The following is a 26173-nucleotide window of genomic DNA, read 5'->3' on the forward strand; positions in this document are numbered from 1 at the left end:
GATGACGGAAACGCAGACGCCCCAGCTGGAAGCGTCCAGGGCGCCGCTGTGGCGACGGTCCACTTTGCTGCGTCACGCGTGCTGGGCGGTGCTCGGGCTGCTCGGGTTCTGGCTGCTGTCGATCGCGCTGGACCCGTTCGCGAACCTGCAGCTGGCCCAGATCGCCTACACGGCTATCGCGGTCGCCGGCCTCACGGTGCTGTCCGGCCTCAGTGGACAGATCTCGCTCGGGCACGGTGCGTTCGTCGCGGTCGGCGCCTACACCGCCGCGCTGCTGCTGGAGAACGCCGAGTGGAGCCTGGCGCCGGTGCTGGTGGTCGCGACCGCGGGCACCGCGCTGGTCGGCACGCTGGTCGGGGTCGCCGCGGCGCGGCTGCGCGGGCCGTACCTGGCGGGCGCGACGCTCGCGCTGGCCGTCGGGCTGCCGTCGCTGGCCGACTACCACGACCTGCGTGACCTGCTGGGCGGCGCGAACGGCCTGATCGTCAGCCCGCCGGTGCCGCCGCTGTCGCTGGGCGAGACGTTCCCGCTGGAACGGTGGCAGTCCTGGATCTGCGGGATCTGCCTGGTGGTCGTGTTGTTCCTGCTGGCCAACCTCAGCCGCAGCCGCCTCGGCCGCGACATGCGGCTGGTGCGCGAGGACGAGGACGCCGCGGCCCTGTCCGGCGTGCACGTCGCCCGAACCCAGATCCTCGCGTTCTGCGTCAGCGCCGGGTGCGCCGGACTGGCCGGCGGCCTGTTCGCGATCGTCAACAACCTGGCCGCACCGGGGGCGTTCACGCTGGCCCTGTCGCTGTCCCTGCTCACCGCAGCCGTGCTGGGCGGGCTCGGCAGCCTCGCCGGCGCGGTGTACGGCGCGGTGATCGTGACGCTGCTGCCGAACTGGTCGACCGACCTCGCGCAGCAGGCCGACCTGCCGCGCGCGGTCTACGCCAACATCCCGCTGGTCCTCTATGGACTGGTGCTGATCCTGGTCATCCTGGCCTTCCCCGGCGGCATCCAGTCCGGGGTGCGCCGGATCGGCCGCCTGCTCCGCCGTAACCGGAAGAACTGAAGGAGACGAGATGGTCCTGTCCAGACGCCCGCGCGCGGCGGTCGCGCTCACCGCGGCGCTCGCGCTCACCTTGACCGCGTGCGGCGGTGGCGGTTCGGGCGGCGGCAGCACGCCCGGCGTGACCGACACCGACGTGCTGATCGGCAGCACCCTGCCGCTGACCGGCAACGCGGCGCCCGGCTACAGCGAGCAGGGGCCGGCGGCGAAGGCGATGTTCGACTACATCAACGCCAGCGGCGGGATCCACGGGCGCAAGATCAACCTGAAGTACGTCGACGACGCCTACAACCCGGCGAACACGGTCACGCTGACCAAGCAGCTGGTGCTGGAGGACAAGGTGTTCGCGATGGTCGGCGCGCTCGGCACGCCGACCCACACCAAGGTCGTGGACTTCCTGAACAGCTCGCGCGTGCCGGACCTGTTCGTGGCGTCCGGCTGCACCTGCTGGGACCAGCCGGACAAGAACCCCTACACCTACGGCTGGCAGCCCGACTACACCGTCGAGGGCAAGATCCTCGGCGACTACGTCGCGAAGAACTTCGCGGGCAAGAAGGTCGCCTACTTCTACCAGGACGACGACTTCGGCGCCGACGGCATGAAGGGGCTGGACAAGTTCATCGACCAGAGCCTGGTCGTGTCGCGGCAGCCCTACCAGCCGGGCAACACCGACGTCGCGGCGCAGGTGTCGGCGATCGCGCGCAGCGGCGCGGAGGTCGTGGTGCTGGAGACGATCCCGGCCTACACCGCGCTGTTCAAGCTGACCGCGCTGAAGCTGGGCTACAACCCGCAGCTGGTCGCCTCCAGCGTGGGCGCGGACCCGGTGACGGTGGCCGGGCTGCTGGAGAACTTCGCCAAGCAGAGCGGCGCGTCGGTGAAGGGCAGCGACCTGGTCGAGGGTCTGGTCAGCAGCGCCTACCTGCCGGCGAGCAGCAACGCGCAGAACTCGTGGATCCAGCTGTTCAAGAAGGTGCACGACACCTACATCCCGAACCTGCCGTTCGACGGCAACGTCATCTACGCGATGTCGTACGCGTACACGTTCGCGCAGGTGCTGCAGGCCGCGGGCAAGGACCTGACGCGGCAGGGGCTGATCGACGCGCTGAACAAGGGCGGGTTCACCGGGCCCGGCCTGGTGCCGTTCCGGTACGGGCCGGAGTCGCACGCCGGCTACACCGGCGGGCAGATCTCGACCATCCGCGGCGGGCAGCAGGTGCTCTCCGGCACGCCGCTGACCACCGACGACGGCGACGGACCGGTGGTGCCGTACACGCAGCCGCAACCGGCGGCGCCGGCCAACGGCGTGCCGGCGGCGTGAGGTGGGCGCCGCGTCCCGGCGGGGCTCACGTCACGCCGGGACCGGCGCCGGCCGTGCGGTCCGGCACAATCGGGGTATGACCGAGGCCACCACCGGGAGCACGCGGGCGCAGATCACGCGCGCCGCCCTGCTCGACGCAGCCCGCGAGGTGTTCGTCGCCTCCGGTTACGAGGACGCCAAGCTCGTCGACATCGCCGACCGGGCGGGCGCCAGCATCGGCAGCCTCTACCACCACTTCACCGCGAAGTCGGACTTGTGGATCACGCTGTACGACGAGTACACGCGGCGGCAGCAGCACCGGTCGGCGCGCGCGTTCCGGACCGCCCTGGCCGCGGGGGAGGAGGACGCGCTGCGGCTGTTCATCGCCGGCACCCGCGCGTACCTGGAGGGGTGCTGGGAGGAGCGGCAGCTCGCGCGGATCTTCCTGTCCGGCAGCGGGCCCGCCGGGTTCGGGCTGCTGACGCGGCAGCGGTTCCGGGAGTGGCTGCACGCGAATTCCACGCTGGTGAACGGCCACACGCGGCCGCTGTCGGACATGCTGGTGCTGTGCCTGACGGCGATGGCCACGGAGGCGGGGCGCGAGGTGGCGGCCGCGTCGTCGAAGGCGAAGGCGCGCCGCATGATCGACGAGGTGCTCGAACTGATGGGACGCCTCTACCCGGCCTCTTGACGGGATTTTCGGCGAACCGCCGCGGGAGACCGCGACCGTGGCGAGGCACCGGCTCACCACGACGGTGAACAGGACGACGCCGGCTGTGTAGGTTGCCTCGGCTGGCGCGCAGCTCGCGGCCGGTGGTCGCGCCGAAGGCAGCGGGCTGGTCGGCGCAGGCCGCGCTCACACCGATGGTGGTCACCCGCGCCGAAGGCAGCTACGTCTGGGACGGCCACGGCAGCAGGCTGCTGGACTTCTCCTCGCAGCTGGTGAACACCAACCTCGGGCACCAGCACCCGCGCGTGGCCCCGCAGCACGCCAACACCAGCGCGGGGAGGCCGCCCGGCTCATCGCCGAGCGCACGCCGGGCCAGGGATGGTGCCAAGGGCAGCAGGCCGAACACAGAGCACTTGCTCGCAGCGCAGGTAGCCCAGGCTCGCCCACACCTGCCCCACTCTCGATGCCTCCACTCTCGATGCCCCCACTCCCGATGCCCCCGGTCCCGATGCCCAGTCCCGATGCTCCAGTCCCGACCCCTCGGCGGCTCGCCCTCGATCCCGGCAGTAATTGTTGAACAATCCTCTTGTCGTCTCGATCAACGTCGCGCTAGGCTGCGCCATTGCTTCCGGCAGGAGAGGAAATCCGATGAAGTCCCACAGGGGAATTCGCGCCGCGGTGGCTCTGTCGTCCGGCGTACTTGCGGTACTGGCCTTCCAGGGCACGGCTTCGGCGGCCCCGGTGCCGCCCGGAGACGGCTGGGACCACGTCTGGTCCGGCGCGTCCGGCGATTTCAAGGTGTACGTGGAGGAACACGGCGACCTGATCTCGGCCTGCGACACGAAGGCGGACGGCAAGACCCCGACGGTGTGGGTCGGCCCCGGCACCGGGGAGACGACGCGGTACTCGTTCCGGGTGACCGGCGGGAGCGGCAGCTGTGTCTCGAAGAGCGCCTCGCTCGGCGGGGTTTACAACCTGCCCGAGGGGCAGAAGTTCACCGTCACCGCGTGCAGCTATGGCTGCGGCGCCTGGCCGTTCGTGAACGACCACTAAGGCCCGCCGGCGCGCGTCGACCCTCACTCGGGTGCTCATGGCGCTGATCGCAGGCCAGACCTGCCACGGGTGTCAGCGGAGCAGGTCGGGCCGGACTCTGGCGATCTCCTGGGTCAGCTGCCGGACCGTGCCGATGTTCGGCAGTCTCAGTTCCACTTCCGGACCGGCGTCCGGCAGGGGTTTCACCAGCGCGCTGTGGCGGGTCGCGAAACGGCCGTCCGCGGGGGTGAAGACGAGGGCAGGCAGCACGGGCTTCGAGTTCGGGTCGCCCTTGACCGGAGGGCGCGGTTCGCGTCCGCGCACGGCACGCAACTCCTCCCACGCGATCAGGTCGGATTTGCGACCGGCTCCCCACCACAGTCCACGCTGATCGACGACGAAGCGGTGCACGCGGGGGAAGGAGCTGATCATGACCAGCAGGCCGCCCAGCGCGAGCGCGCCGAAGAGGAACGACGCGGCGGCCGGAGTGAAGTTCTTCGCCCTCGACGAAGCGGACGGATGCCCGACGTCCGGGAAGAGGGCGACCAACCCGAAGACGACGAACATGGCCAGCCCGCCGATGAACACCCATCGGCCGGACCGGAATTCGACGACGGGCGTCTCAGGATCGGGGGACCACGTCTGCTCGGGCACGGACGGCAGCGTAGCCGAAGGCGGCTTCGGCGGGAGCGCGTGCGCGATTGACCCTCACATCAGTGTGAGGGTGCATGATCGGACCATGACCTTCGACCCGCACGACCTCCTCGCCGAGGCCCGGATCGCCGTACTGGCCACGATCAAGGCCAACGGCCTGCCCCAGCTGTCGCCCGTCACGCCGTACTACGACCGCGACGCCGGGGTGATCTACGTGTCCATGACGGAGGGCCGGGCCAAGACCCGCAACCTCCGCCGCGACCCGCGCGCCGCCCTGGAGGTCACCAGCTCCGACGGCTGGGCGTGGGCGACCGCGGAGGGCACCGTCACCCTGACCGGCCCTGGCGCCGACCCGCACGGCCCCGAGGTCGAGGCGCTGGTCGACTACTACCGCAAGGCCGCGGGCGAGCACCCGGACTGGGCGGAGTACCGCGAGGTCATGGTGTCCGACCGGCGGGTGCTCATGACGCTGAAGGTCGAGCGCGTCTACGGCGAGAAGATCCGCTGACCCCACCGGCCCGAACGCGGAACTCGCGCCCGCGGGCGTGGGACTCGCGGGTCAGATGTCGAGGCGGATCATGCCGGTTTCGGTCATCCGCTCGCCGTGGGCGGCGGCGCTGGTGAGCAGGTCCTTGACGCCGGCCGGGAAGTCCAGCTCGGTCCCGTGCGCCTGCGCGTACGCGATCCGCGCGTTGACGCCGTGCCGCTCGCCCGCGCCCCACTCCGGCCAGCGCGCCCGGGCGGTCTCCTCGATCGCCGCGTAGTCCGCCGAGCCGGCGACGGCCTCCTGCAGCCACTCGAAGTATTCGCGCACGTCCGCGACCGGATTCTTCGTCGCCGCCGTCACCGGGCCGTGCCCGGGCACGTAGGTGGTCGCGCCGAAGTTTTCCAGCCAGCTCAGCGCTTCCAGCCACCCGGCGACGGACCCGGAGATCGCCAGCGGCGTGACCCCCAGGAACAGCAGGTCACCGGTGAACAGCGTGCCGGACTCCTCGTGCCACACCACCAGGTCGCCGTGCGTGTGCGCCGGCCCGGGCACCGGCACGACCGCCACCGACGTGCCGCCCAGGTCGAGGGTCTTCGGCTCGGTGACCGGGGAGATGCCCGCAGGCGGGTCGATGGCGCCCCAGTCGCAGCTGAAGAGCATGTCGTAGGTGTGCGGCCCGGACAGCACCTCGCCCGCGGCGGGCGGGGTGGCCAGGATCGTCGCGCCCGCCGCGGCCAGGCGGCCGGCTCCGTGGGCGTGGTCGCCGTGCGCGTGGGTCAGCGCGACCGTGCGGGGCGTGCCGGGCGCGAGGTAGGCGTCGATCGCGGTCTCCAGCCGCCGGTTCAGCGGCTCGGTCGCGAACGTGTCGACCTGCAGAGCCGCGTCGCGGCCCGCGACGAGCCCCGCGTTGCTGACGAACCAGCCGCCCGGCGGCTGGTGGAAGGCGATGACGCCGGGGTGCAGCGCCACCGGGTTCAGGTCGGGTCTGGACACGCGGCCCAGCATCCTCCTCGGCGGGCGAGGAAGGGAAGAGTCCTTCGGGACGAAGACCTCGCCCCGAAGGACTCGTTCCATTGTGGACTTCCTCACTGCGGCGGCGGCTGCTCCTGCTGCCCGCGCACGAAGTCCTTGGCCTTCTCCGACGCCTGGTCGATCTTGTCGCTGTGCTCGCCGAAGCGGCCCTTGGCGGCCTCGGCGGCCTTGTCGATGCCCTGGTCCGCCTTGTCCGGGTTCTTCCCCAGGGCGTCCTTGGCCTTGTCGAACATGTTCATGGCTCACCTCCTAGGCGCCCCGGCTACCCGGCCCGGAACTGCGGAAACGCCACCATCACCCACGTGCGGGTCACTCACGCGAGGGGACTCGGGTGGAAAGTCCCCACCAGGACGCCTTGTCGGAATGGTCTAGTCCACGCTACTTTGTTCTTCCCCACAACAAACGGCCGGAAGGCGTGATGTCGATGAAGATGTCGAGCTGGCTCCGTTTCCTCCTCCCCGCACTGGTCACCGCCGCCACCCTCACCGCGCCGCCGGCGCAGGCGGCCACGGTGACGTTCAACGACGACTTCAACGGCCCCGCGGGCAGCGCGGTCGACCCGGCGAAGTGGCAGCTGGAGACCGGGGACAACGTCAACAACCACGAGCGGCAGTACTACACGGCGGGCGCCGCCAACGCGGCGCTCGACGGCCAGGGCAACCTCGTGATCACCGCCCGCCGCGAAAACCCCGGCGGCTACAACTGCTGGTACGGGCCGTGCGAGTACACCTCGGCCCGGCTCAACACCGCGGGCCGGTTCACCCAGACCTACGGCCACTTCGAGGCCCGCATGAAACTGCCGCGCGGGCAGGGGATGTGGCCGGCGTTCTGGGCGCTGGGCAACGACATCGGCACCAACGGCTGGCCGAACTGCGGCGAGATCGACTTCATGGAGAACGTCGGGTTCGAGCCGAACACTGTGCACGGCACCATCCACGGCCCCGGCTACTCCGGCGCGGAGGGCATCGGCGCCGCCTACTCCGGGCCGAACTTCTCCGACGGCTTCCACACCTTCGCCGTCGACTGGGCGCCCAACCAGATCCGCTGGTACGTCGACGGCGTGCTCTACCAGACCAGGACGCCCGCCGACCTCGGCGGCGACCGCTGGGTGTTCGACCACCCGTTCTTCCTGATCCTCAACCTCGCCGTGGGCGGCTACTGGCCCGGCGACCCGGACGGCAGCACCCAGTTTCCGCAGCAGCTCGTCGTCGACTACGTGCGCGTGACGAACTGACCGCACGGCCGGGACCGGCTCGCGGCCGGGGCAGGTCGTGAGCCGGTGCCAGCTTGACCTTGTCACCGTGTCAGGCTTCTACCGTCGCCCGCATGAGTGGAGTGGTGATCATCGGGGCGGGCCCGGGCATCGGGCAGGCGGTGGCGCGGCGCTTCGCGCGCGAGGGCCTGCCCGTCGCGCTCGTGGCGCGCACGGAGCGGACCATGCCCGGCGCGCGGAGCTTCGTCGCCGACAGCACGGACGAGGACGCGCTGCGGGCCGCGCTGGACGCGGCGGCGGCCGAGTTCGGCACGCCGGACGTGCTCGTCTACAACGCGGCGCTCATCCAGCCGGACGCCCCGGGCGAGCTGCCGGCGCGGGCGCAGCTGGACGCGTGGGCGGTGAATGTCGTCGGCGCGCTGACCGCCGCGGCGCACGTCGCACCGGCGATGGCCGACCGGGGCAGCGGCACGATCCTCGTCACCGGCGGGATGCCGGAACCCAAGCCGGAGTACGTGAGCCTGTCCCTGGGCAAGGCCGGGGTCCGCACGCTCGTCGCCCTGCTCGACGCGCGGTACGGGCCCGCGGGGGTGCACGTCGCGTCGGTGACCGTGGCCGGGCCGGTCGCGCCCGGCACCGCGTTCGATCCGGACGACATCGCCGAGCACTACTGGGACCTGCACACGCAGCAGCGGCCGTGGTCGATCGAGGTCGTGCACGACGGCCGGGGGTGAGCGCCCGGGTCAGCGGATCCGCACGCCGAGCGCGCTGGCCAGCACGAGGGCCTGCTCGGGGTCGATCGTCGCCCCGGCGACCTTCGTCTCCAGCGGGTTCAGCCCGGTGATCTCGCTGCCCCGCAGGTCGCAACCGGACAGATCGGCGCTGTGGAGCCAGGCGCCGGACAGGTCGCACCGGTGCACCGTGCCGCCGATCCGGGCGCCGGTCAGGTCGGCCTCGCGCAGGCGCACGCCGCCGAACGACGCGCGCCGCAGGTCGGCGCCGGGCAGGCCGGTGAACGACCAGTCGCCGCCCTCGACGGTCAACAGGTCGAAGGTGCAGCGGTCGAACATCGAGCCGGTCGTCTTGCAGTCGGTGAAGGTGGCGTCGAAGAACGAGCACCCGGTGAACGTGCAGTTCAGGAACGCGGCGCCGGTGTGCCGGGAGGCGTTGAACCGGCTGTCGCGGAAGGTGCACTCCGTGAAGACCGCGCCCTCGGTGACCGCCTCGCTCAGGTCGGCCCGGACGAACGCGACGCGCTCGTGCCGTTCGCCGCTGAGGTGCGCGCCCTCCCAGTCCTGGCCGGTGACCGTCGAGCCGGTCGCGGGAGCCGGGGTGCCGTGCCTGCGTTCCGCCACCGCCCGACCCTATCCGGGTCCGGCCCGGGAATTCCCCGGATGCCGCGCCGCGCGCGGCCGAGCAGCATGATCGGCATGATCTGGAGATCCTTCGTGCTCGCCGTGGCTGTGTTGCTCGCGTCGGTGGTGCCGGCGTCCGCGGCGACGGGCCTCGCGTTGCCGCGGCCCAGTGGCCCGCACCGGGTGGGGCAGACCGAGTTGCACCTGATGGACGCTTCGCGGACCGATCCGTGGCGTGGCGGGCCGCGGGAGCTGATGGTCAGCCTGCACTACCCGGCGCTGCCCGGCCCTGGGCGCGCGGCGCCGTACATGCTGCCCGGCGCCGCCACGCACTTCGACGCCGTCACCGCGAACGGTTTGCTGGGGCTGGGCGTGCCGTCGGCGGACTGGGCGGGCGTGCGGACCAACGCGCGGCGCGACGCCGTGCCGCTGCCCGGGCGGTGGCCGGTGGTCGTGTACTCGCCGGGGCTGGGTGAGCCGCGCACGTGGGGCACCGCGACGGCCGAGGACCTGGCGAGCCGCGGGTACGTCGTGATCAGCATCGACCACACGTGGGAGTCGCCGGAGGTGGAGTTCCCGGACGGCTCGGTGCGGACCATGGTCGACCCGGGCGATCCGGATGCGTTCCTGCGGAAGGCGCTCGACGTGCGGGTCGCGGACACGCGGTTCGTGCTGGACGCGCTGGCCGGGCGCCTGGACGTGAGCCGGGTCGGCATGATCGGGCACTCGATGGGCGGGGCGGCCGCGGCGCTGACGATGGCCGCCGACCCGCGCGTGGTGGCCGGGGTGAACCTGGACGGGAACCTGACGTGGTTCGACGGCAGCCTGATGCCGCCGGCCGAGGAGGGGCTGCGGGGACCGTTCCTGCTGGTCGGCAAGGACGGCGAGACCGACACAGGCCCCGGCTGGAACGCCTTCCGCGCGGCGACCCAGGGCTGGACGGCGCAGCTGCGGTTGCTCGGCTCGGAGCACGCGACGTTCACCGATGCCGCGGCGTTGGTGCCGCAGCTGGGCGTCCCGCTGGGCACCCTCGACCCGGCGACCGCGGTGCGCACGCAGCGCGCGTACGTGGCGTCGTTCTTCGACCGTTGGCTGCGCGACCGGAACGACCACCTGCTGGACGGCCCGTCGCCCCGCTACCCGGAGATGGTGTTCGTGGGGTGAGCTAGTTGACGAGCCAGGCGATCCCCGCGATGGAGAACATACCCGCGTACACCGCGGCCAGGATGGCGAGGTTGCCGGCCCAGATCTGCTTCGTCACGACCTCGGCCGAGCCTTGGTCCAGCGCGCGCCGTCGTGCCCCCTCGATGCGTTCCTGCATCGCGCGTTGCTTGCGGTTGTGGCGGATGGTGGAGGCCAGGGACTCCGCGCCGGTCTGCGGTGCCACGACTTTGCCGTCGGACAACACGATTCGCAGAGCTGGTCGGGCTTCCAGCCTGCTCACCGCCGACCACGGGATCGAGTGCCGGGTGAAGAAGTTGTGGACCACAAGACCACCCTCCTTTACCTCCACCCTGACCTGCAGGTACCTGATGGCCCCCCAGAACCCCCAACCGGTGGCGAGGATCAGTTCGGCGATGTTGCCGAAGGGATCTCCGCGAAAGATGCCGTCGGCTACCACCCAGATGAACAGGATCGCGACAGCGAGTGCGGCGACGGCGATGTACCACTGTTCTCCGCCCCGTCGCAGCACCGTGATCGTCTCACCGCGCATTCGTCTCACCTCGGGTCGTTGGAACCTCTGTCAGGATGGGCCGATGCTGGCCGACCACTTCCCGCTGCTCGCGTTGCGGGTGCGGACCCCTCGGCTCGAACTGCGCCTGCCTGCGCCGGAGGAGCTCGGCGCGCTCGCGGAGCTCGCCGCGGAGGGGGTGCACGCCCCGGGCAGCATGCCGTTCCTCGTGCCGTGGACCGACCAGGAACCGGCGCTCGTGGCGCGGTCGCTCGTGCAGTTCCACTGGCTCCGGCTGGGCCGGTGGAGCCCGGACGACTGGGGCCTGGACCTCGTCGTCTTCCGGGACGGCGAGGTGGTCGGCCAGCAGAGCATGAGCGCGAAGCAGTTCGCCATCATCCGCGAGGTCCACACCGGTTCGTGGGTCGGCCGCCGTCACCAGGGCCAGGGCATCGGCACGGAGATGCGCCGCGCGGTGCTGCACCTGGCCTTCGCGGGCCTGGGCGCGGAGGAGGCGGCGTCCGGCGCGTTCGAGGACAACGCCGCCTCCCTCGCGGTCTCCCGCAAGCTCGGCTACCGCCCGGACGGCGTCGCGCGGCACGTGGTCCGCGACGCGCTCGCCGTCGAGCACCGGCTGCGCCTCGGCCGCGACGCGTGGCGCGACGACGTCCCGGTGACGATCGAGGGTCTGCCGCCCTGCCTGCCGCTCTTCGGGATCTGACCGCCGTCAGAACACGGCGAGCCGGTCCACGAGCAGTTCCGTCCGCCGCTCGGCGTCCTCCGGCGGCAGCCGTCCCGCCCGGGTCAGGGTCGCCAGCCCGTGCAGGGCCGCCCAGAACACCTCGGTGAACAGCCCCGGGTGCACGCCGTCGCCGGCGACGTCGCTGAGGTTCTCCAGCAGGGCGGCGAAGCCCTCCTTCAACGGTTCCGGTGTGTCGTCCTGCGCGAACGCCAGGCCGCCGTCGAGCTGGAACATGGTGTCGTAGACCGCCGGGTGGCGGGCGGCGAAGTCGAGGTAGGCGCGGGCGAGAGCGGTGACCCGGGCCCGCGGCCCCGCCGCGGCTGCGGCCGCGGCCCGCAGCGCCGTGGCCAGTTCGGTGGCGCCTTGCAGGGCGACCGCGCCGATGATCTCGCGTTTGCCGCGGAAGTGGCTGTAGAGAACCGGCTGGCTGTATTCGATGCGCTCGGCGAGCCTGCGGGTGGTGACCGCGTCCCAGCCTTGCTGCTCGGCGAGTTCGCGGGCCGTCGCCAAGATCAGGCGTTCCCGGTTCGCCCGCTCGCGCTCCTTGCGTTCCTGTACCGACACCAGCGCATCCTAGCACTGCTAGACAATCGAGCAGTGGTTGCGCTAGCGTCGCCACATCGGCTAGCAACGCTAGATTTCACAGGAGTCGCCATGCTCAACGCACTCGAGGTGCTCACCACCGTCGTCGTCGGCGTGATGGTGGGGGTGGAGTTCGCGGTCGCCTTCGTCATCAACCCGATCGTCGCCCGCCTCCCGGACGACAGCACCCTGCTCGCCCGCGCCCACGGCGGCCGGATGCTCGGCGCCGTGATGCCGGTCTGGTACCTCACCTCGCTCGCCCTCGTCGCGGTCTGGGCCGTCGCCGGGTGGCGCCACGACGGCGCCGGCCTCGTCGTCACCGCCGGCGCGCTGCTGATCGTCAGCGTGATCATGTCGGTCCTGCTGCTCGTCCCGATCAACAACCGGGGCAAGACGTGGACCCCGGAGAACCGGCCCGCGGACTGGAAGCAGCAGGCGCAGCGCTGGGACCGCTTCCACTACATCCGCGTGGCCGTCATCATCGGCGCCTTCGCCCTGTTGGCCGCAGCCCTCGCCTGAGCCCGAGCGAGATCTAGAGTCGACCCGTGCGCGTGGGGGAGTGGGCGGCCCGATGGGTGCCGCCGGGGGCGGTGGCCGCCGTGTGGATCTACGAAGGTCTCGTCGCCAAGGTGCTGGGCGCCCGGCCGGACGAGCGGGCGATCGTCGAATCCGTGCCGGTGCTCGGCGGGGCCGCCGCGGTGGTGCTGGTGCTGATCGGCCTCGCCGAGGTCGCCCTCGGCGGATGGGTCCTGACCGGCTGGGCGCCGCGCACCGCCGCGGCCGTGCAGACCGCGCTGCTCGCCGGGTTCAACGCCGGCGGCCTCGCCTTCGGCGGCGGGCACATCGCCGAACCGCTGAACCTGGTGCTGCACAACGTCGTCCTGCTCGTCCTGGCCTGGCTCGTCGCACTCCGGCGGCACCGGTGAACCCGTGGGCGGGCCGGCGGGGCCTGCTGTTCGGCTGGGGCTACGAGGATCCGGACGTCGAACTCCGCGTCCTGCCCCGCGGGCGCGTCCTCGCGATCGCGGCCGCCGGGGAGACCGTGTCCGCCCTCGCGCGCGCCGGGTACGAGGTCACCGCCGTCGACATCAACCCCACACAACTGGCCTACTGCCGGGACCGCCTCGCCGGCGCCCCCGCGACCACCGGCCGGGCCGAACGCCTGCTCACGGCCGGGCGCGCCGCCCTCCGGGCGCTCGATCCCCGCTGGCGACGCGTCGACGAGGTCCTCCGCGACGGTGATCCCGTCGCGCTGCTGGAATCCCGCCGCCTCCAGGGCCTGCTCGCGGCCGGGCTCGCGCCGCTGGGCCTCCTGCTGCCCGCGTTCCGGCACGCGATCCCGCCGCGCCTCGACCGCGTGCTGCTCGCCCGCCTCCGCCGGGGCCTCGCACACGCCCCGGCGGACAACCCGTGGGCGTGGCGCCTGCTCGCCGGCCGCGACGAACTCATCCGCGACACCCGCGCCGCCGCCACGCTCGTCCACGCCGACGTCGCCGAGCACCTCGAACAGGCGCCCCGCGGCTGCTACGACGGCATCTCCCTGTCGAACGTCCTCGACGGCCCCGACGCGGGTTACGCGGCCCGGCTCGCCGCGGCCGTGCGGCACGCCCTGCGGCCCGGGGGAGTGGTGGTGTCCCGCTCGTTCCGCGAACCACGTCCCGGCGAGGATCCCGGCCCGCCGGACCGATCGATGCTCTGGGGCGTGGTCGAAGTACGGAGGTGTCCATGACCGCGCTGAACCGGCATCCCCTGCCCATGCGCACCAGGTTCGACCACTCGCTCGTCCTCACCTACGCCGTCGATCCGGCGCAGGTCGCGCCGCTGCTGCCGGAACCGCTGACCCTGGACACCTACACCGGCCCGGACGGCGCCGAGCACGCCTTCGTGGCCGTCGCCCTGGTCGCGCTGCGGCACCTGCGGCCGTCGATCCTGCCCGCGCCGCTCGGATTCCGCTCGGTGATGACCGGCTACCGGGTCCTCGCCCGGCTGCGCACCCCGGGCGGGAAGACCATGCGCGGCTTGCGGATCCTGCGCAGCGACACCGACCGCGCCCTGCTCGCGCTCGGCGGGAACGTCCTCACCGGCTACCACTACCACCGCAGCGCGGCCCGGGTGTCGCGGCAGGAGGCCATGCTCAGGTTCACCGTGCGGTCGCGGGACGGGCAGGGCGACCTCGACGTCACCGCCGATCTCGGCGAGCGGGAACCGTTGTGGGACGGGGTGTTCGCGACCCCGGCCGACGCGCGGCGCTTCGCCGGGCCGCTGCCGTACACGTTCTCACCGGACGAGGAGGGCATCGTGGTGGTCAAGGCGTTCCGCAGCACCTGGCGGCCCGAACCCGTCGGCATCGCGCGGCACCACGTCGCCTTTCTGAACCGGTTCGACGGGGCCGTGCTGGCCAACGCGTTCCACGTGTCCGATGTGGACTACGGCTGGCACCGGGGTGAGCTCCGGTGATGCGCGGGGTCGCGCAGGTCCTGGCGTTCAACTGGCCGAAGGTGCTCGCCGGCGCGGTGGCCGCCGCGGCGCCGCTGCCGAAACCGGCGCGGGCCGGGGCGGCGTGGTTCACGGTCGCGAGCCTGGCCGCGTCGTGGTGGGTCTACGACCTCTCCGGCCTCTACCGTTGGACGTGGCTGCGGCCGGTGCTGCCCGCGCGGGTCCACCGGCACATGCTGATCACCGCCGGGTTCGACGAGGTGTCGGCGACGCTGCCCGCCCTGCTGCCGGAGTCCGCCGGCGTGGTGCTGGACGTGCTGGATCCACGCGGCCCGGTCGAGGCGTCGATCCGGCGGGCTCGTCGGCGCTACCCGGCGAGGGCGGTCCCGGTGCGGCCGGAGGCGCTCCCGTTGGCGAGCGGCGCGGTCGACGTCGTGCTGGCGGTGCTCGCCGCGCACGAGCTGCGCACCCCGGCCGGGCGGGAGGCGTTGTTCCGCGAAGCGCGCCGCGTGCTGCGGCCCGGTGGCCGGCTGGTGCTGGTGGAGCACCACCGGGACCTGCCGAACGTGCTGGCGTTCGGGCCGGGCGCGTGGCACTTCTACCCGCGCGCGGAATGGGAGCGCGTCGCGACACGGGCTGGCCTCGCGTGTGTCGCCCGGGTGCGGCGGACGCCGCTGGTCACCGCGACGGCGTTCGAGGCGGCGTGATGCTGGAACTGCAGATGCGCCTGGCCGGTGTGGTCGCGATCGTGCTGGGGCTCGCGCACCTCGCGCTGCCGCGGCTGCTCGGGTGGCCCGCCGACCTCGTCGCGGTCAGCCCGATGTCCCGGCTCGTGGTCGGCCTGCACACCGGTTTCGTCGGGCTGACCTGCGTGGTGCTCGGCGCGCTGCTGTGGCCGGTGGACGAGCTGCTCGCGCCGGGCGCGCTGGCCGCGACCGTGCTGGCGGCGCAGACCGTGTTCTGGGGCGCGCGGTGGCTGTGCGAGCTGGTGGTGGTCGGCCGCGTGGTGCGGGCCGCGCCGCTCGCCTGGCGGGCCGCGCACGTGGTCGGCCTCGGCGGCTGGGCGTGGCTCACCGCGGTCCCGCTGACCGCCCTCCTGACGCGGTGACGAGCCCGGTCTCGTAGGCGAGGACCACCAGCTGCGCGCGGTCCCGCGCGTGCAGTTTCGCCAGCAGCCGCCCGATGTAGGTCTTCACCGTCGCCAGGGAGAGGTGCAGGCGCTCGGCGAGTTCGGTGTTCGACAACCCGTGTGCGATCAGCGTCAGCACCTCGGTCTCCCGCGGCGTGAGGACGTCGAGTTCGCGGCTCAGGGCCGGGCGGGAGCCGGTCGTCCGGGCGAACTCGGCGATCAGCCGGCGGGTGACGGCGGGCGCCAGCAGCGCTTCGCCGGACGCGACCACCCGGATGGCGGCGCACAGGTCCGCGGGCCGGGTGTCCTTCAGCAGGAAACCGGCCGCGCCCGCCCGCAGCGCGTCGAAGACGTGCGCGTCCAGGTCGAACATCGTGAGGATCAGAACCCGCGCCGACGGCATCCGCTCGGTGAGCAGCCGCGTCGCCGCGATGCCGTCCATGCCCGGCATCCGTACGTCCATCAGCACCACGTCGGGCCGCGTTGCCTGCACGACCTCGACCGCCTCCGCGCCGGTCGCCGCCTCGCCGACCACCGTCATGTCCGGTTCGCTGTCCACCAGCAACCGGAAACTGCCGCGCAGCAGCGCCTGGTCGTCGGCGATCACCACCCGCAGCGGCTCAGGCAACGGGCACCTCCGCCGGCGCGCACCGCAGCCGGGCCGCGACACGGAAACCGCCGTGCGGCAACGGTTCCGCGGTCAGCTCACCGCCGTACAGCGCGGCCCGTTCGGACATGCCCACGATGCCGTGGCCCGGCCGTACCGGCCCGGGTGACCGGGCGCCGTCGTCGGTGACCTCGATCCGCACCTCGCCGGCGTGTGCCCGCACCACCACCCGGCACCGCGCGGGAGCGGCGTGCTTCACCACGTTCGTGACCGCCTCCTGCACGATCCGGAACGCCGCCAGCTCCACCGGCCGCGGCAGGTCCGCCACGTCGACGTCCAGCTCCACCGCGACCCCCGCGGACGCCGCCCGTTCCGCCAGCCGTGGCAGATCCGCCAGTTCGCCCGGCGGCTCGGCGTCCTCTCGCAGCGCGCTCAGCAACCGCCGCATCTCACCGAGCGCTTCGCGACTGGTCTCCTCGATGATCCGGAGCGCTTCGCGGGCTTCGTCCGGCCGGGACTCCGCCACGTGGTTGGCCACGCCCGCCTTCACCGCGATCAGGCCCATCCCGTGGGTGACGACGTCGTGCAGTTCCCGGGCGATCCGCAGGCGCTCGTCGGTGCGGATCTGGTGCTGCCGCTGCAGTTCCAGCTGCTCGGCCTGGGCCCGGTGCGCGTGTGCCGCCCGCCCGGCCGCCCACGCCGCGACCAGCAACGGCACGCCGAGGACGTACCACCAGGCCGCGAAACCCGCGACCGCGGCGACCGCGGACGCGCCCAGCAGGGGCAGCAGCCGGTCCCGGCCGAGCGCGACGACGTGCAGCACCAGCGCAGCTCCCGCGAAGGGGTCCCAGAGCACGCCGAGGAACGCGGCCGCCGCCGACACGGCCAGCACGAACACCAGCACCGGGACTGGCCACCGCCGCCGCACCAGCACCGCCAGCCCGATCACGACCGCCATGGCCACCGAGCCGCCCAGCCGCCAGCCGGTGTCGTCGCGCAGCAGGTTCCCGCCGACGGCGACGTCCACCGCGATCAGGAGCACGGCCGGCAGCGCGGCGGCGGCGCGTGAACGCCACGGCGAAGGGCTCATCCGTCGCACGATATCCGGGTGCGGCGCCCGCCGCGTCCGTCCACGGCGGTCATACCAGGGTCTGATGTCCGCGGCCGGAGTGTCCGCCGTGGTGCGATCCGCCGCGTTCCGGACACTGGCAGGTTCGCCGCATGACTCGTGAACCGCGCTGGATCGCCGGCCTGGCGATGATCGCCGCCCCGCTGCTGTTGCTCACCGGGATGCTGTTGCGCCTCCCGGTCCCGTTCTTCTTCCCGCACCAGCTCGCCGCGGCCGCCGACCACCCCGGCCGGATGAGCGCCGCCTACACCTGCGTGCTCGCCGGGACGCTCCTGCTGTGCCCGGCGGTGCTCGCGCTCAGCGCGCGGGTCAGGTCCGGGCCGGGCGCCTTGGCCGCGGTCCTCGTCGTGACCGGGCTGTTCGCGCGGGTCTTCCACGCCGGGTTCGACCAGGCCGCCCTCGCGCTGGCCCGCCACCGCGGGGCCGGGTTCGCCACCGCGTTCGTCGCCGACGCCTACGGCGATGCGCACCTGTTCAGCTACCTGTCGTTCACGATCCTGCTCGGCTGGCCGGTGCTCGCGTTCGCCGCCTGGCGGGCGCGCGTGCTGCACCCGGTCCAGGCGGTAGGGCTGGTGGCGATGGCGGCCATGCCGCTCGGGGTGCTCAAGGGGACGACCGTGCTGTCCGTCGTGGCGGTGGCGGGCGTGGCCGTGGCACTCGTGCCCGAGGGGCTGCGCCTGCTCCGCACCGCGCCGCGGCCGGATTTCCGGCTGGTGGCCGTCGCGGTGCCGGTGGTGGGCCTGCTCGCTTACGTCAGCACCCTCGGGTGAGCGTTTCCCGGCCCGGCGCCGTGGGCAATCTGCCGGGCATGGCCAAGGTTCTCGTGCTCGATGTGGACGGCACGCTGGTGGACACCAACTACCACCACGCGCTCGCGTGGTTCCGCGCCTTCCGCGGGCACGGCGTGACGGTGCCCGTGTGGCGCCTGCACCGCGCCATCGGCATGGGCGGTGACCAGCTGGTGCCCGAGGTCGCCGGGCAGGAGGTCGAGGACTCCTGCGGCGACGACGTCCGGGCGAAGTGGAAGGAACTGGTCGACGGGATGCTGCCCGAGGTGTGCGCGCTCGACGGCGCCCACGAGCTGCTCCAGGCCGCCGACGCCGCCGGCTACCGCGTGGTGCTCGCCAGCTCCGGCAAACCCGACCACGTCGACCACTACCTCGACCTCATCGACGGCCGCGAGCTGGCGGCCGACTGGACCAGCTCGAAGGACGTCGAGGCCACCAAACCGGAGCCGGACCTGCTGGAGGTCGCGCTGGAGAAGGTGCGGGGCGAGGAGGCCGTGGTGATCGGCGACTCGGTGTGGGACTGCGTCGCCGCGCGCCGCATCGGCCTGCCGTGCGTCGGGCTGCTCACCGGCGGGTTCTCCGCGGCGGAGCTCACGGACGCCGGCGCCGCCCGGACGTTCACCGACCTGCGCGAACTCCGGGCGAGCCTGGACGAGCTGCCGTTCGGAGCCTCGCCGCGCTGATCACCGCTGCAGGTGCGCGGGCACGTTGGGGAGTCAGGTGGGTTGTCCTGGCCAGGTCACTCCGCATCGTGCGGCGGCCGCGGGGAGGCGTCGATCTCCAGTCGTGCCGGGGCACCGCCCGTGAGCTGGCGTTCGTGGGTGACCGTCCGGTCGAGCTGCTTCGCCAGGTGCGGGATGGTCGTCGACGGCAGGTAGGTCGTGGCGCCGGCGTCGAGCAAGCGCCGGACGGGGCCCTGGTAGCTCACGCCGAGCTCCGCGTCGTCGATCTCGGCCACCACCACCCGCGCCTTCGGGAACGACCGGCGAAGATCGCCGATCAGCTGCGGGCTCACCGGCGGCACCAGCAGCACGTCCGCCGTCGCCGGTGCCGCGTGCATGTCGATCACGATGTAGTCGGCGCCGAGCTCGGCCGACAGCTTCCCCCGCGCCGACTCCGACAACCGCATGGCCGTGGCGACCACCGTGACGTCGTCGGCGATCTCTGCCGCCGACCGGGGCGCGCCGCCCGTGCTGGAGATCGTCGCGATCACCTTGCCGTCCCGCGTGACCACGAGGTCCTCGCCCGGCGGCAGCGCGTCGATGAGATCCGCACGCTGCCGCACACTCCCAGACCGCCTCCGGACACCGCCGGAGTTTTTTCCGGATCCGTGGTTTACCGCCCGGCGACCGGGGTAGTCAGCCCGCGGAGTCGCAAGTCCGGTGGACGCGCAGGGGTGCCGTCGGACGGAGCAGGAAGCCTCGGCCCACCTCCCCCTCGGCGGGCCGGGGCTTCCGTCTGTCCAGGGGTAGTGCGCACCCGCCCGCACCGGCGCGGGACAATGGCAGGCGCACCCGACCAGCAAAGGACCGATTCATGGCGAAGGCCGCCGAGCCACCTTCAGGTACCCGCGACTTCCTGGCCGACGACGTGCGTCGCCGGAAGGCGGCGTTCGACACCGTCAGCGCGGTCTTCGAGCGCTACGGCTTCGACCCCCTGGAGACCCCGGCCTTCGAACGCCTCGAGGTGTTCGCGGGCAAGCTCGGCGACGACGCGTCCGCCCTGATCTTCAAGATCCTCAAGCGCGGGGTGCACGAGGCCAGCGGCGAGGCCGACCTGGCGCTGCGCTACGACCACACCGTGCCGCTCGCCCGGGTGATGGGCACCTACGGCAGCAAACTGCCCTCGCCCTACAAGCGCTACGCCATCGGCCCGGTGTGGCGCGCCGACCGCCCCGCGCAGGGCCGGTTCCGCGAGTTCGTGCAGTGCGACATCGACACCGTCGGCTCGTCGTCCCCGCTCGCCGACGCCGAGACGCTGTGGGCGATCAACGACGCGCTGACCGCGCTGGGCGTCGCGGACTTCCGTTTCCTGGTCAACAGCCGCCAGGCGCTGCACGGCCTGCTGGAGGCCTACGGCATCCCCGAGGAGGCGGGCACGAAGGTGCTCGGCAGCCTCGACAAGCTGGACAAGGCGACCCCGGACGCGGTGATCGCCGAGCTGGCCGATCGCGGCCTGGCGGCCGAGACCGCGGAGAGCCTGGTCGGGGACGTCGTCGCCACCGACACCGACCGCATCCGCAAGCAGCTCGACACCACCGAGCGCGGCCGCGCCGGCCTCGCCGAGGTCGACAAGCTCGTGGAGCTGACCGCGGGGCTGCCGTCCGGGCGGGTCGTGTTCACGCCGCGGATGGTGCGCGGCCTGGACTACTACACGGGCCCGATCTTCGAGGTCACCGCCGCCGGCTACCCGGGGTCGATCTCGTCCGGCGGCCGCTACGACGGGCTGGTCGCGAAGCTCGGCGGCCCGGACATGCCCGCGTGCGGCGGGTCGATCGGCCTGGAGCGGATCCTCGCCGGACAGGCCGCGGCCGACGCCGAGGCCGGTGGCCTGGACGTGGCGCTCACCGTGCTCGGCGCGGAGGACGAGGTGCTGCGGCTGGCGAACCGGCTGCGCGCGCAGGGCCTGCGCACGGGCGTCTACCTGGGCACGTCCGGCAAGCTCGCGCGCCAGTTGAAGTGGGCGAACGACCAGCGGGCGCGCACGGTCCTGATCTACGGCCCGGCCGAGCAGGAGGCCGGCGAGGTGACGGTGCGGGACATGACCTCGGGCGAGCAGACCCGCGTCCCGGTCGACGAGGTGCCCGCGCACCTGCAGCGATAACGACTCGCCGGAGAACGCTCCCAGCAGACTCGCCGGGGGCGTTCTCGGCGCCGAGCCTCTGTGCGGCGACGCCCCGAACGGCAGCTCGTCCAGGCTCGCCCTGACTCCACGCCCGTCGCCGACGCGCCCACACACCAGCAGCGACCAAACCTCAACGCGACGACGCGCCCCCAACGGCAACGGGTGACTCTGTCGTGGCGAGAGGGCTGGGTGAGCGCCGGTGGGGGTTTGCCGGAGGCTGGTCGATGGGGCGCGGCGCCCCCGGCGGGCGCGGTTGCTGGTTGCCGGGGCAGTGGCGCCGTGGACTCGACCCAGTTGCGACCTGTGCCGTGCCGGGAGGGTGGGGCTCGCGGGCGGCTGGTGGGTGTGGCGCCCCACTCGTGGGGGCGGTTGCCGGGGCAGTGCCGGTGGGTAGGGCCAGGTGCGCGCCGGCCAGGGTTTGCCGGAGGCTGTCGGCGCGGCGGCGCGCGCCGACGGGAGCGGCTGCTGGTTCGCCGGGGCGGTGCCGCCGTGAACGTGGCTGACAGGGGTTCAGGCCTCCCGGGCTGAGGGCGCGCGGCCCGGCGATACGCGGCGGGCAAGCGCATCGCCGCGCCGACGGGAGCGGCTGCTGGTTCGCCGGGGCGGTGCCGCCGTGAACGTGGCTGACAGGGGTGCGAGCCTCCCGGGCTGAGGGCGCGCGGCCGGCGACACGCGGCGGGCAAGCGCATCGCCGCGCCGCTTGGAAGCGGGTGGCGATCTCTCCCGATCAGCGCACCAGGCGGAAGAAGTTCCGGATCTCCTCCACCCACACCTCCGGCTCTTCGAGCGCCGCGAAGTGGCCGCCGCGCTCGGGTTCGTTCCAGTAGCGGATGTCGGTGTACCGGCGCGCTGCCCAGCGGCGGGACGGGCGCGGCACCTCACGCGGGAAAACCGAGCACCCCGTCGGCACCGGGACCGTGTCCGAAGTGGACCTGCTGAACCACTCCGACACCTGCTTGAAGCTCTCCCAGTACAACCGCGCCGATGACGCGCCGCTGCGGGTGAACCAGTACACGCTCACGTTGTCGAGCAGCTGGTCGCGCGTCAGCACGCTGCCCGTGTCCACCCACGAGTGGTACTTCTCCACGATCCACGCGCACAACGCCACCGGCGAGTCCACCAACCCGTACCCGACGGTCTGCGGTTTCGTCGACTGCTCCGCCGAGTAGCCCGACTCCCGCGACTCCGCCTCGGCCAGCGCGTCCAGCGCCTCCCGTTCCCGCGGTGACAGATCGGAAAACGTCGCCGGATCGGGCGCCGCGATCGGGGGCTGCACGTGGATCCCGGCCAGCACGTCCGGGTGCTGCTGCCCCATCGCGGTGGTGATGCTGTTGCCCCAGTCGCTGCCGTGCGCCCCGTACCGCGTATACCCCAGCGAGGCCATCAGCGAGGCCCACGCATCGGCGATCCGCTGCACACCCCAGCCGGGCGAGGTGGGCTTGTCGCTGAAGCCGTAGCCGGGCAGCGTCGGCAGCACCACGTGGAACGCGTCCGCGGCCGACCCACCGTGGGCGACCGGGTCGGTCAGCGGCCCGATCACGTCCAGGTACTCCACGATCGACCCCGGCCACCCGTTGGTCAGCACCAGCGGCAACGCGCCGGGGTGCGGCGAGCGCACGTGCGCGAAGTGGATGCCCACGCCGTCGATCGTCGTCCGGTACTGCGGCAGCGCGTTGACCCGCTTCTCGAACGCGCGCCAGTCGTACCCGTCCGCCCAGTACGCGCACAGCGACCGCAGGTACTCCAGCGGCACCCCCTGCGACCAGTCGTCCACCGTCTCGGCGTCCGGCCAGCGCGTGCGCGCCAGGCGGTCCCTCAGGTCCGCCAGTTCACGGTCATCGACAGCGATCCGAAAATTCTCCACGCGCCGACCATAACGAGACCCACCGACAATTCACGGCAGCGCGGGCAGCACCTTGTCGAGCGTGATCGGCAGGTCCCGGATCCGCGCCCCGGTCGCGTGGAACACCGCGTTCGCCACCGCCGCGGCCGTGCCCACGATCCCGATCTCGCCGATCCCCTTGACCCCGAGCGGGTTCACGTGCGGGTCGCGCTCGTCGAGCCAGTGCGCCTGGACGTCGTCGACGTCGGCGTTCACCGCGATGTGGTACTCGGCCAGGTCGTGGTTGACCACCTGCCCGAACCGCGGGTCCCACACGCTCTCCTCGTGCAGCGCCATCGACAGTCCCATCGTCATGCCGCCGAGGAACTGCGACCGCGCGGTCCGCGGGTTGACGATCCGGCCCGCGGCGAACACCCCGAGCAGCCGCGGCACTCGGATCTCACCGGTGTCCGCGTGCACCCGCGCCTCGGCGAACTGCGCGCCGAACGCGTACATCGCGTACTCCTTGCGAGCCGGGTTGTCCCCGGTCGTCGCGTCCGCCTCGGCGCCCTCGGCCGGGTCGCGGCCGTACTTGTCGCGGAACGTGCGCGCCGCCTCGAACACCGCCGAACCCCAGGTCGCCGTGCCTGCCGAACCGCCGGCCACCGCCGCCTCCGGGTACGCGGTGTCGCCGAGCCGCATGTCGATCTCCTCGACCGGCACCTCCAACGCCTCCGCGGCGATCTGCGGCAGCACCGTCCACGCGCCGGTCCCCAGGTCGGCCGCGCCGATCTCCACGGCGTACCGGCCGCCCTCGAACCGCACCACCGCGGTCGACCCCGGCCGCGTCGACGACGGGTACACCGACGCCGCGACTCCGGTGCCGACCAGCCAGCCGTCCTCCAGCCGCACGCCCGGGTGCGGGTCGCGCGAGTCCCAGCCGAACCGCCGGGCGCCCTCGCGCAGGCAGTCCACCAGGTGCCTGCTGGAGAACGGGTTGCCCGACTCCGGGTCCACTTCCGGCTCGTTGCGGATCCGCAGCTCGACCGGGTCGATGCCCAGCTCGTAGGCCAGCTCGTCCATCGCCACCTCGGGCCCGAACATGCCGGGGCACTCGCCGGGCGCGCGCATCCACGACGGCACCGGCACGTCCAGCGCGGCCAGCCGGTGCGTGGTGCGCCGGTTCGGCGCGGCGTACATCATGCGCGAGGGCAACGCGGTCTGCTCCGCGAACTCCTTGATGCGCGAGGTCTGCTCGACCACGTCGAGCCCGATCGCGGTCAGCCTGCCGGCCCGCGTCGCGCCGAGCCGCATCTTCTGGATCGTCGGCGTCCGGTACCCGGCGAGCGAGAACATCTGCTGCCGCGTCAGCGCGAGCTTCACCGGCCGTCCCGGGTAGGCCCGCGCGGCCATCGCGGCCAGCACCACGTTCGCGTGCGGCAGGCCCTTCGACCCGAACCCGCCGCCCACGTACGGGCACACCACCCGCACCCGTTCCTCGGGCAGGCCGAACACCTTCGCGGTGGCCTTGCGCGACGGGTGCACGCCCTGCGTCGAGTCCCACAGCGTCAGGACGTCGTTGTCCCACAAGGCCGTCGTCGCGTGCGGCTCCAGCGGGTTGTTGTGGTACATCGCGGTGCGGTAGGTCTGCTCGACCGTCACGTCGGCGGACGCCATCGCCCGGTCGACGTCCCCGGCCGCGGTGTCCGTGGGGAACGCCGGGTTGACCTTCTCCGGTTTGTACAGGTCGTCGCGATCCGCGGACAGTTCGGTGTCGTGCTCGCGCTCGTCGTAGGTCGCGAACACCAGCTCGGCGCCGTGCCGCGCGACCTCCGAGGTCTCCGCGACCACCAGCCCGATCACCTGGCCGCGGAAGGCGACCTCGCGGTCCTGCAGCACGGCCAGTTCGGCGTCCGCTGTGGACGCCAGCCGCTCGGCGCTGCGGTAGGTGATGACGTCCAGCACACCGTCGAGCACCTCGGCCTCGGCGGTGTGGATCGCGGCGATCCGGCCGCGCGCCACGGTGGCCTGCACGGGGTGGCAGAACACCGGCGTGCCGGCCGGCGTCTCGTAGGCGTACGTGGCGGTGCCGGTGACCTTGCGTGTGCCGTCCCGCCGCACCAGCGGTTCGCCGATCGCGGTCATGACAGCTCCCGGAGCACGGAAACCAGGGTGCGGGTCAGCAGCGGGACCTTGAACTCGTTGCCGGGCAACGGCCGCGCCTGCGCCAGCTCCTCCTCGGCCGCGGCGCGGAACGTAGCCTCGGTGGCCGGCGCGCCGCGCAGCACGTCCTCGGCCTGCCAGGCGCGCCACGGTTTGTGCGCGACCCCGCCGAACGCGATGCGCGCGTCGACGATCGTGCCGTCCTCCACGGCCAGCACCGCCGCCACCGACACCAGCGCGAACGCGTAGGAGGCGCGGTCGCGGACCTTCCGGTAGCGCTGCTTCCCGGCCGGCGGCGCGGGCAGGTCGATCGAGGTGATCAGGTCGCCGTGCGCCAGCACGGTGTCCCGCTCCGGGGTGTCGCCGGGCAGGCGGTGCAGCTCGGTGAACGGGATCGTGCGCTCGCCGTCCGGTCCGAGCACGGACACCTCGGCGTCCAGCGCGGCCAGCGCGACCGCCAGGTCGGACGGGTGCGTCGCGACGCAGTGCTCGGACGCGCCGAGGATCGCGTGGTAGCGGGTGTAGCCGCCGATCGCGGAGCAGCCGGAGCCGGGCTCGCGCTTGTTGCACGGGGTGGTGACGTCCTGGAAGTACGCGCACCGCGTGCGCTGCAACGGGTTCCCGCCGGTGGTGGCCATGTTGCGCAGCTGCCCGGACGCGCCGGCGAGCAGCGATTCGGCGAGCACCGGGTAGCGCGACCGGATCCGCGGGTCGGCGGCCAGGTCGCTGTTGCGCACCCCGGCGCCGATCGACAGGAGGCCGTCGCGCTCGGTGATTTCGGTGGAGGTCAGGTGGGTGACGTCGACGAGCCGGCCAGGGCGGGCGACGCCGAGCTTGAGGTGGTCGACGAGGTTCGTGCCGCCGGCGAGGAACACGGCGGACGGGTCGGCGGCGACGGTTCGGACGGCGGTGTCCGCGTCGGCGGGGGAGTCGTAGGTGAACGGCTTCATCCGGCCGCCTCCTCGATCGCGCTGACGATGCCGTCGTAGGCGGCGCACCGGCACAGGTTGCCGCTCATCCGCTCGGCGATCTCGGCGCGGGTCAGTGCGGGACGCTCGCTGACCGCCGGGGTCGCGTGGCTCGGCCAGCCCTGCTTGACCTCGTCCAGCGCGCCGACCGCGGAGCAGATCTGGCCCGGCGTGCAGTAGCCGCACTGGAACCCGTCGTGCTCCAGGAACGCGCGCTGCACCGGGTGCAGCTCACCGTCCGGAGCGAGCCCCGCGGCGGTCGTGACCTCGGCCCCGTCCTGCGCGACGGCCAGCGACAGGCAGGACAGGATCCGGCGGCCGCCGACCAGGACCGTGCAGGCCCCGCACTGGCCGTGGTCGCAGCCCTTCTTGGGGCTGGTGACGCCGAGGCGTTCGCGCAGGGCGTCCAGGAGGGTGGTGCGGCTGTCGAGCGTCAGCTGGTGGGTGGCGCCGTCGACACGCAAGGTGATCTCCGCGTCCATGACGTGGGGCGTACCCGG

The 26173-nt window shown here is 72.8% G+C and carries 31 protein-coding genes and 1 pseudogene; 19 read left to right on the top strand and 13 right to left on the bottom strand.

Features of this window, described 5'->3' with window-relative positions; all coding sequences use genetic code 11:
• Nucleotide 1 precedes the first annotated feature (1 nt).
• From ACCP09_RS33800 to ACCP09_RS33820, 5 genes and pseudogenes are all read left to right on the top strand, one after another.
• Complete coding sequence (locus ACCP09_RS33800; protein ID WP_433752814.1) at nt 2-1054, top strand: branched-chain amino acid ABC transporter permease; 1053 nt, start codon at nt 2-4, stop codon at nt 1052-1054.
• Nucleotides 1055-1064: 10 nt separating this feature from the next.
• A complete protein-coding gene (locus ACCP09_RS33805; protein ID WP_123683272.1) occupies nt 1065-2369 on the top strand; it encodes an ABC transporter substrate-binding protein in 1305 nt (434 codons plus the stop codon).
• Between the two features lie 76 nt (nt 2370-2445).
• Nucleotides 2446-3039, top strand: coding sequence for a TetR/AcrR family transcriptional regulator (locus ACCP09_RS33810; protein WP_017981298.1), 594 nt, complete (start codon nt 2446-2448; stop codon nt 3037-3039).
• A gap of 173 nt (nt 3040-3212) precedes the next feature.
• Nucleotides 3213-3269: pseudogene (locus ACCP09_RS33815) on the top strand (hypothetical protein); the annotation flags it as partial.
• Between the two features lie 397 nt (nt 3270-3666).
• Nucleotides 3667-4071, top strand: a complete 405-nt coding sequence (locus tag ACCP09_RS33820; RefSeq protein WP_148085687.1) for a hypothetical protein — start codon at nt 3667-3669, stop codon at nt 4069-4071.
• A gap of 72 nt (nt 4072-4143) precedes the next feature.
• Here ACCP09_RS33820 and ACCP09_RS33825 read toward each other — a convergent pair whose 3' ends face one another.
• On the bottom strand, nt 4144-4704 hold the full coding sequence (locus tag ACCP09_RS33825; RefSeq protein ID WP_433752817.1) for a hypothetical protein: 561 nt from the start codon (nt 4702-4704) through the stop codon (nt 4144-4146).
• 85 nt (nt 4705-4789) lie between these two features.
• On the opposite strand from ACCP09_RS33825, the gene ACCP09_RS33830 reads away from it, so the two are divergent.
• Entirely contained in the window at nt 4790-5212 is a 423-nt protein-coding gene (locus tag ACCP09_RS33830) for a PPOX class F420-dependent oxidoreductase (protein ID WP_378362101.1), read from the top strand.
• A 51-nt stretch (nt 5213-5263) separates the two neighbouring features.
• Here the strand turns inward: ACCP09_RS33830 and ACCP09_RS33835 are convergent, their stop codons facing one another.
• Together ACCP09_RS33835 and ACCP09_RS33840 are read right to left on the bottom strand one after the other, a co-directional pair.
• Entirely contained in the window at nt 5264-6184 is a 921-nt protein-coding gene (locus ACCP09_RS33835) for an MBL fold metallo-hydrolase (RefSeq protein WP_433752819.1), read from the bottom strand.
• Between the two features lie 92 nt (nt 6185-6276).
• On the bottom strand, nt 6277-6462 hold the full coding sequence (locus tag ACCP09_RS33840; protein WP_017981302.1) for an antitoxin: 186 nt from the start codon (nt 6460-6462) through the stop codon (nt 6277-6279).
• Between the two features lie 179 nt (nt 6463-6641).
• Here ACCP09_RS33840 and ACCP09_RS33845 point away from each other — a divergent pair, with 179 nt between their 5' ends.
• Both ACCP09_RS33845 and ACCP09_RS33850 read left to right on the top strand, forming a co-directional pair.
• Nucleotides 6642-7457 (top strand): glycoside hydrolase family 16 protein, encoded by an 816-nt coding sequence (locus ACCP09_RS33845; protein ID WP_123683268.1) that lies wholly within the window; start codon nt 6642-6644, stop codon nt 7455-7457.
• 92 nt (nt 7458-7549) lie between these two features.
• A complete protein-coding gene (locus ACCP09_RS33850) occupies nt 7550-8170 on the top strand; it encodes an SDR family NAD(P)-dependent oxidoreductase (protein WP_123683267.1) in 621 nt (206 codons plus the stop codon).
• Between the two features lie 9 nt (nt 8171-8179).
• On the opposite strand, the gene ACCP09_RS33855 is transcribed toward ACCP09_RS33850, so the two are convergent.
• Nucleotides 8180-8791 carry a pentapeptide repeat-containing protein gene (locus ACCP09_RS33855; RefSeq protein WP_433752822.1) on the bottom strand — a complete coding sequence of 204 codons (612 nt, stop codon included), beginning with the start codon at nt 8789-8791 and terminating at the stop codon, nt 8180-8182.
• A 75-nt stretch (nt 8792-8866) separates the two neighbouring features.
• Between ACCP09_RS33855 and ACCP09_RS33860 the strand changes: the two genes are divergently transcribed.
• Nucleotides 8867-9955: an alpha/beta hydrolase family protein gene (locus tag ACCP09_RS33860; protein WP_433752823.1), complete on the top strand. Its 1089-nt coding sequence runs from the start codon at nt 8867-8869 to the stop codon at nt 9953-9955.
• A gap of 1 nt (nt 9956) precedes the next feature.
• Here the strand turns inward: ACCP09_RS33860 and ACCP09_RS33865 are convergent, their stop codons facing one another.
• A complete protein-coding gene (locus tag ACCP09_RS33865; RefSeq protein WP_433752825.1) occupies nt 9957-10505 on the bottom strand; it encodes a PH domain-containing protein in 549 nt (182 codons plus the stop codon).
• 43 nt (nt 10506-10548) lie between these two features.
• Between ACCP09_RS33865 and ACCP09_RS33870 the strand changes: the two genes are divergently transcribed.
• Complete coding sequence (locus ACCP09_RS33870; protein WP_433752827.1) at nt 10549-11184, top strand: GNAT family N-acetyltransferase; 636 nt, start codon at nt 10549-10551, stop codon at nt 11182-11184.
• Between the two features lie 6 nt (nt 11185-11190).
• On the opposite strand, the gene ACCP09_RS33875 is transcribed toward ACCP09_RS33870, so the two are convergent.
• Nucleotides 11191-11769, bottom strand: a complete 579-nt coding sequence (locus ACCP09_RS33875) for a TetR/AcrR family transcriptional regulator (RefSeq protein WP_433752829.1) — start codon at nt 11767-11769, stop codon at nt 11191-11193.
• 90 nt (nt 11770-11859) lie between these two features.
• On the opposite strand from ACCP09_RS33875, the gene ACCP09_RS33880 reads away from it, so the two are divergent.
• Genes ACCP09_RS33880 through ACCP09_RS33905 form a run of 6 tightly spaced genes read left to right on the top strand, consistent with a single transcriptional unit; the run spans nt 11860 to nt 15331 of the window.
• Nucleotides 11860-12306 (top strand): anthrone oxygenase family protein, encoded by a 447-nt coding sequence (locus ACCP09_RS33880; protein WP_378332671.1) that lies wholly within the window; start codon nt 11860-11862, stop codon nt 12304-12306.
• 26 nt (nt 12307-12332) lie between these two features.
• The gene (locus ACCP09_RS33885; RefSeq protein WP_228684853.1) at nt 12333-12713 is read left to right on the top strand and encodes a DoxX-like family protein; all 381 of its coding nucleotides are present in this window, start codon (nt 12333-12335) and stop codon (nt 12711-12713) included.
• Nucleotides 12710-13516 (top strand): hypothetical protein, encoded by an 807-nt coding sequence (locus ACCP09_RS33890; protein ID WP_433752831.1) that lies wholly within the window; start codon nt 12710-12712, stop codon nt 13514-13516. Before ACCP09_RS33885 ends, ACCP09_RS33890 begins: the two co-directional genes overlap by 4 nt.
• Nucleotides 13513-14244 (top strand): DUF2071 domain-containing protein, encoded by a 732-nt coding sequence (locus ACCP09_RS33895; protein ID WP_433752833.1) that lies wholly within the window; start codon nt 13513-13515, stop codon nt 14242-14244. Before ACCP09_RS33890 ends, ACCP09_RS33895 begins: the two co-directional genes overlap by 4 nt.
• Complete coding sequence (locus tag ACCP09_RS33900; protein WP_433752835.1) at nt 14244-14930, top strand: class I SAM-dependent methyltransferase; 687 nt, start codon at nt 14244-14246, stop codon at nt 14928-14930. Before ACCP09_RS33895 ends, ACCP09_RS33900 begins: the two co-directional genes overlap by 1 nt.
• The gene (locus ACCP09_RS33905) at nt 14930-15331 is read left to right on the top strand and encodes a hypothetical protein (protein WP_148085686.1); all 402 of its coding nucleotides are present in this window, start codon (nt 14930-14932) and stop codon (nt 15329-15331) included. The genes ACCP09_RS33900 and ACCP09_RS33905 overlap by 1 nt, the downstream gene beginning before the upstream one ends.
• Here ACCP09_RS33905 and ACCP09_RS33910 read toward each other — a convergent pair.
• Together ACCP09_RS33910 and ACCP09_RS33915 are read right to left on the bottom strand one after the other, a co-directional pair.
• Nucleotides 15294-15980, bottom strand: coding sequence for a response regulator (locus tag ACCP09_RS33910; protein WP_378362123.1), 687 nt, complete (start codon nt 15978-15980; stop codon nt 15294-15296). The genes ACCP09_RS33905 and ACCP09_RS33910 overlap by 38 nt on opposite strands.
• On the bottom strand, nt 15973-17049 hold the full coding sequence (locus ACCP09_RS33915; RefSeq protein WP_433752838.1) for a sensor histidine kinase: 1077 nt from the start codon (nt 17047-17049) through the stop codon (nt 15973-15975). Before ACCP09_RS33915 ends, ACCP09_RS33910 begins: the two co-directional genes overlap by 8 nt.
• Before the next feature lie 131 nt (nt 17050-17180).
• Between ACCP09_RS33915 and ACCP09_RS33920 the strand changes: the two genes are divergently transcribed.
• Nucleotides 17181-17858, top strand: coding sequence for a hypothetical protein (locus tag ACCP09_RS33920; protein ID WP_123683257.1), 678 nt, complete (start codon nt 17181-17183; stop codon nt 17856-17858).
• Nucleotides 17859-17896: 38 nt separating this feature from the next.
• The gene (locus ACCP09_RS33925) at nt 17897-18559 is read left to right on the top strand and encodes an HAD family hydrolase (protein WP_433752840.1); all 663 of its coding nucleotides are present in this window, start codon (nt 17897-17899) and stop codon (nt 18557-18559) included.
• Nucleotides 18560-18615: 56 nt separating this feature from the next.
• On the opposite strand, the gene ACCP09_RS33930 is transcribed toward ACCP09_RS33925, so the two are convergent.
• Entirely contained in the window at nt 18616-19161 is a 546-nt protein-coding gene (locus ACCP09_RS33930) for a hypothetical protein (protein ID WP_433752842.1), read from the bottom strand.
• A gap of 251 nt (nt 19162-19412) precedes the next feature.
• Here ACCP09_RS33930 and hisS point away from each other — a divergent pair, with 251 nt between their 5' ends.
• On the top strand, nt 19413-20699 hold the full coding sequence (gene hisS / locus ACCP09_RS33935) for a histidine--tRNA ligase (RefSeq protein WP_378332660.1): 1287 nt from the start codon (nt 19413-19415) through the stop codon (nt 20697-20699).
• 748 nt (nt 20700-21447) lie between these two features.
• Here the strand turns inward: hisS and ACCP09_RS33940 are convergent.
• From ACCP09_RS33940 to ACCP09_RS33955, 4 genes are read right to left on the bottom strand one after another with little or no spacing between them, the layout of a single operon-like run.
• Nucleotides 21448-22584 (bottom strand): epoxide hydrolase family protein, encoded by a 1137-nt coding sequence (locus tag ACCP09_RS33940; protein ID WP_433752844.1) that lies wholly within the window; start codon nt 22582-22584, stop codon nt 21448-21450.
• Nucleotides 22585-22614: 30 nt separating this feature from the next.
• Nucleotides 22615-24687 carry a xanthine dehydrogenase family protein molybdopterin-binding subunit gene (locus tag ACCP09_RS33945; protein WP_433752846.1) on the bottom strand — a complete coding sequence of 691 codons (2073 nt, stop codon included), beginning with the start codon at nt 24685-24687 and terminating at the stop codon, nt 22615-22617.
• Nucleotides 24684-25655: an FAD binding domain-containing protein gene (locus ACCP09_RS33950; RefSeq protein ID WP_123683251.1), complete on the bottom strand. Its 972-nt coding sequence runs from the start codon at nt 25653-25655 to the stop codon at nt 24684-24686. The genes ACCP09_RS33945 and ACCP09_RS33950 overlap by 4 nt, the downstream gene beginning before the upstream one ends.
• Nucleotides 25652-26155 (bottom strand): 2Fe-2S iron-sulfur cluster-binding protein, encoded by a 504-nt coding sequence (locus ACCP09_RS33955; RefSeq protein WP_027931493.1) that lies wholly within the window; start codon nt 26153-26155, stop codon nt 25652-25654. Before ACCP09_RS33955 ends, ACCP09_RS33950 begins: the two co-directional genes overlap by 4 nt.
• Nucleotides 26156-26173: the final 18 nt, after the last annotated feature.

Source organism: Amycolatopsis sp. 3B14 (assembly GCF_050958625.1).
Classification (GTDB): domain Bacteria; phylum Actinomycetota; class Actinomycetes; order Mycobacteriales; family Pseudonocardiaceae; genus Amycolatopsis_E; species Amycolatopsis_E thermoflava.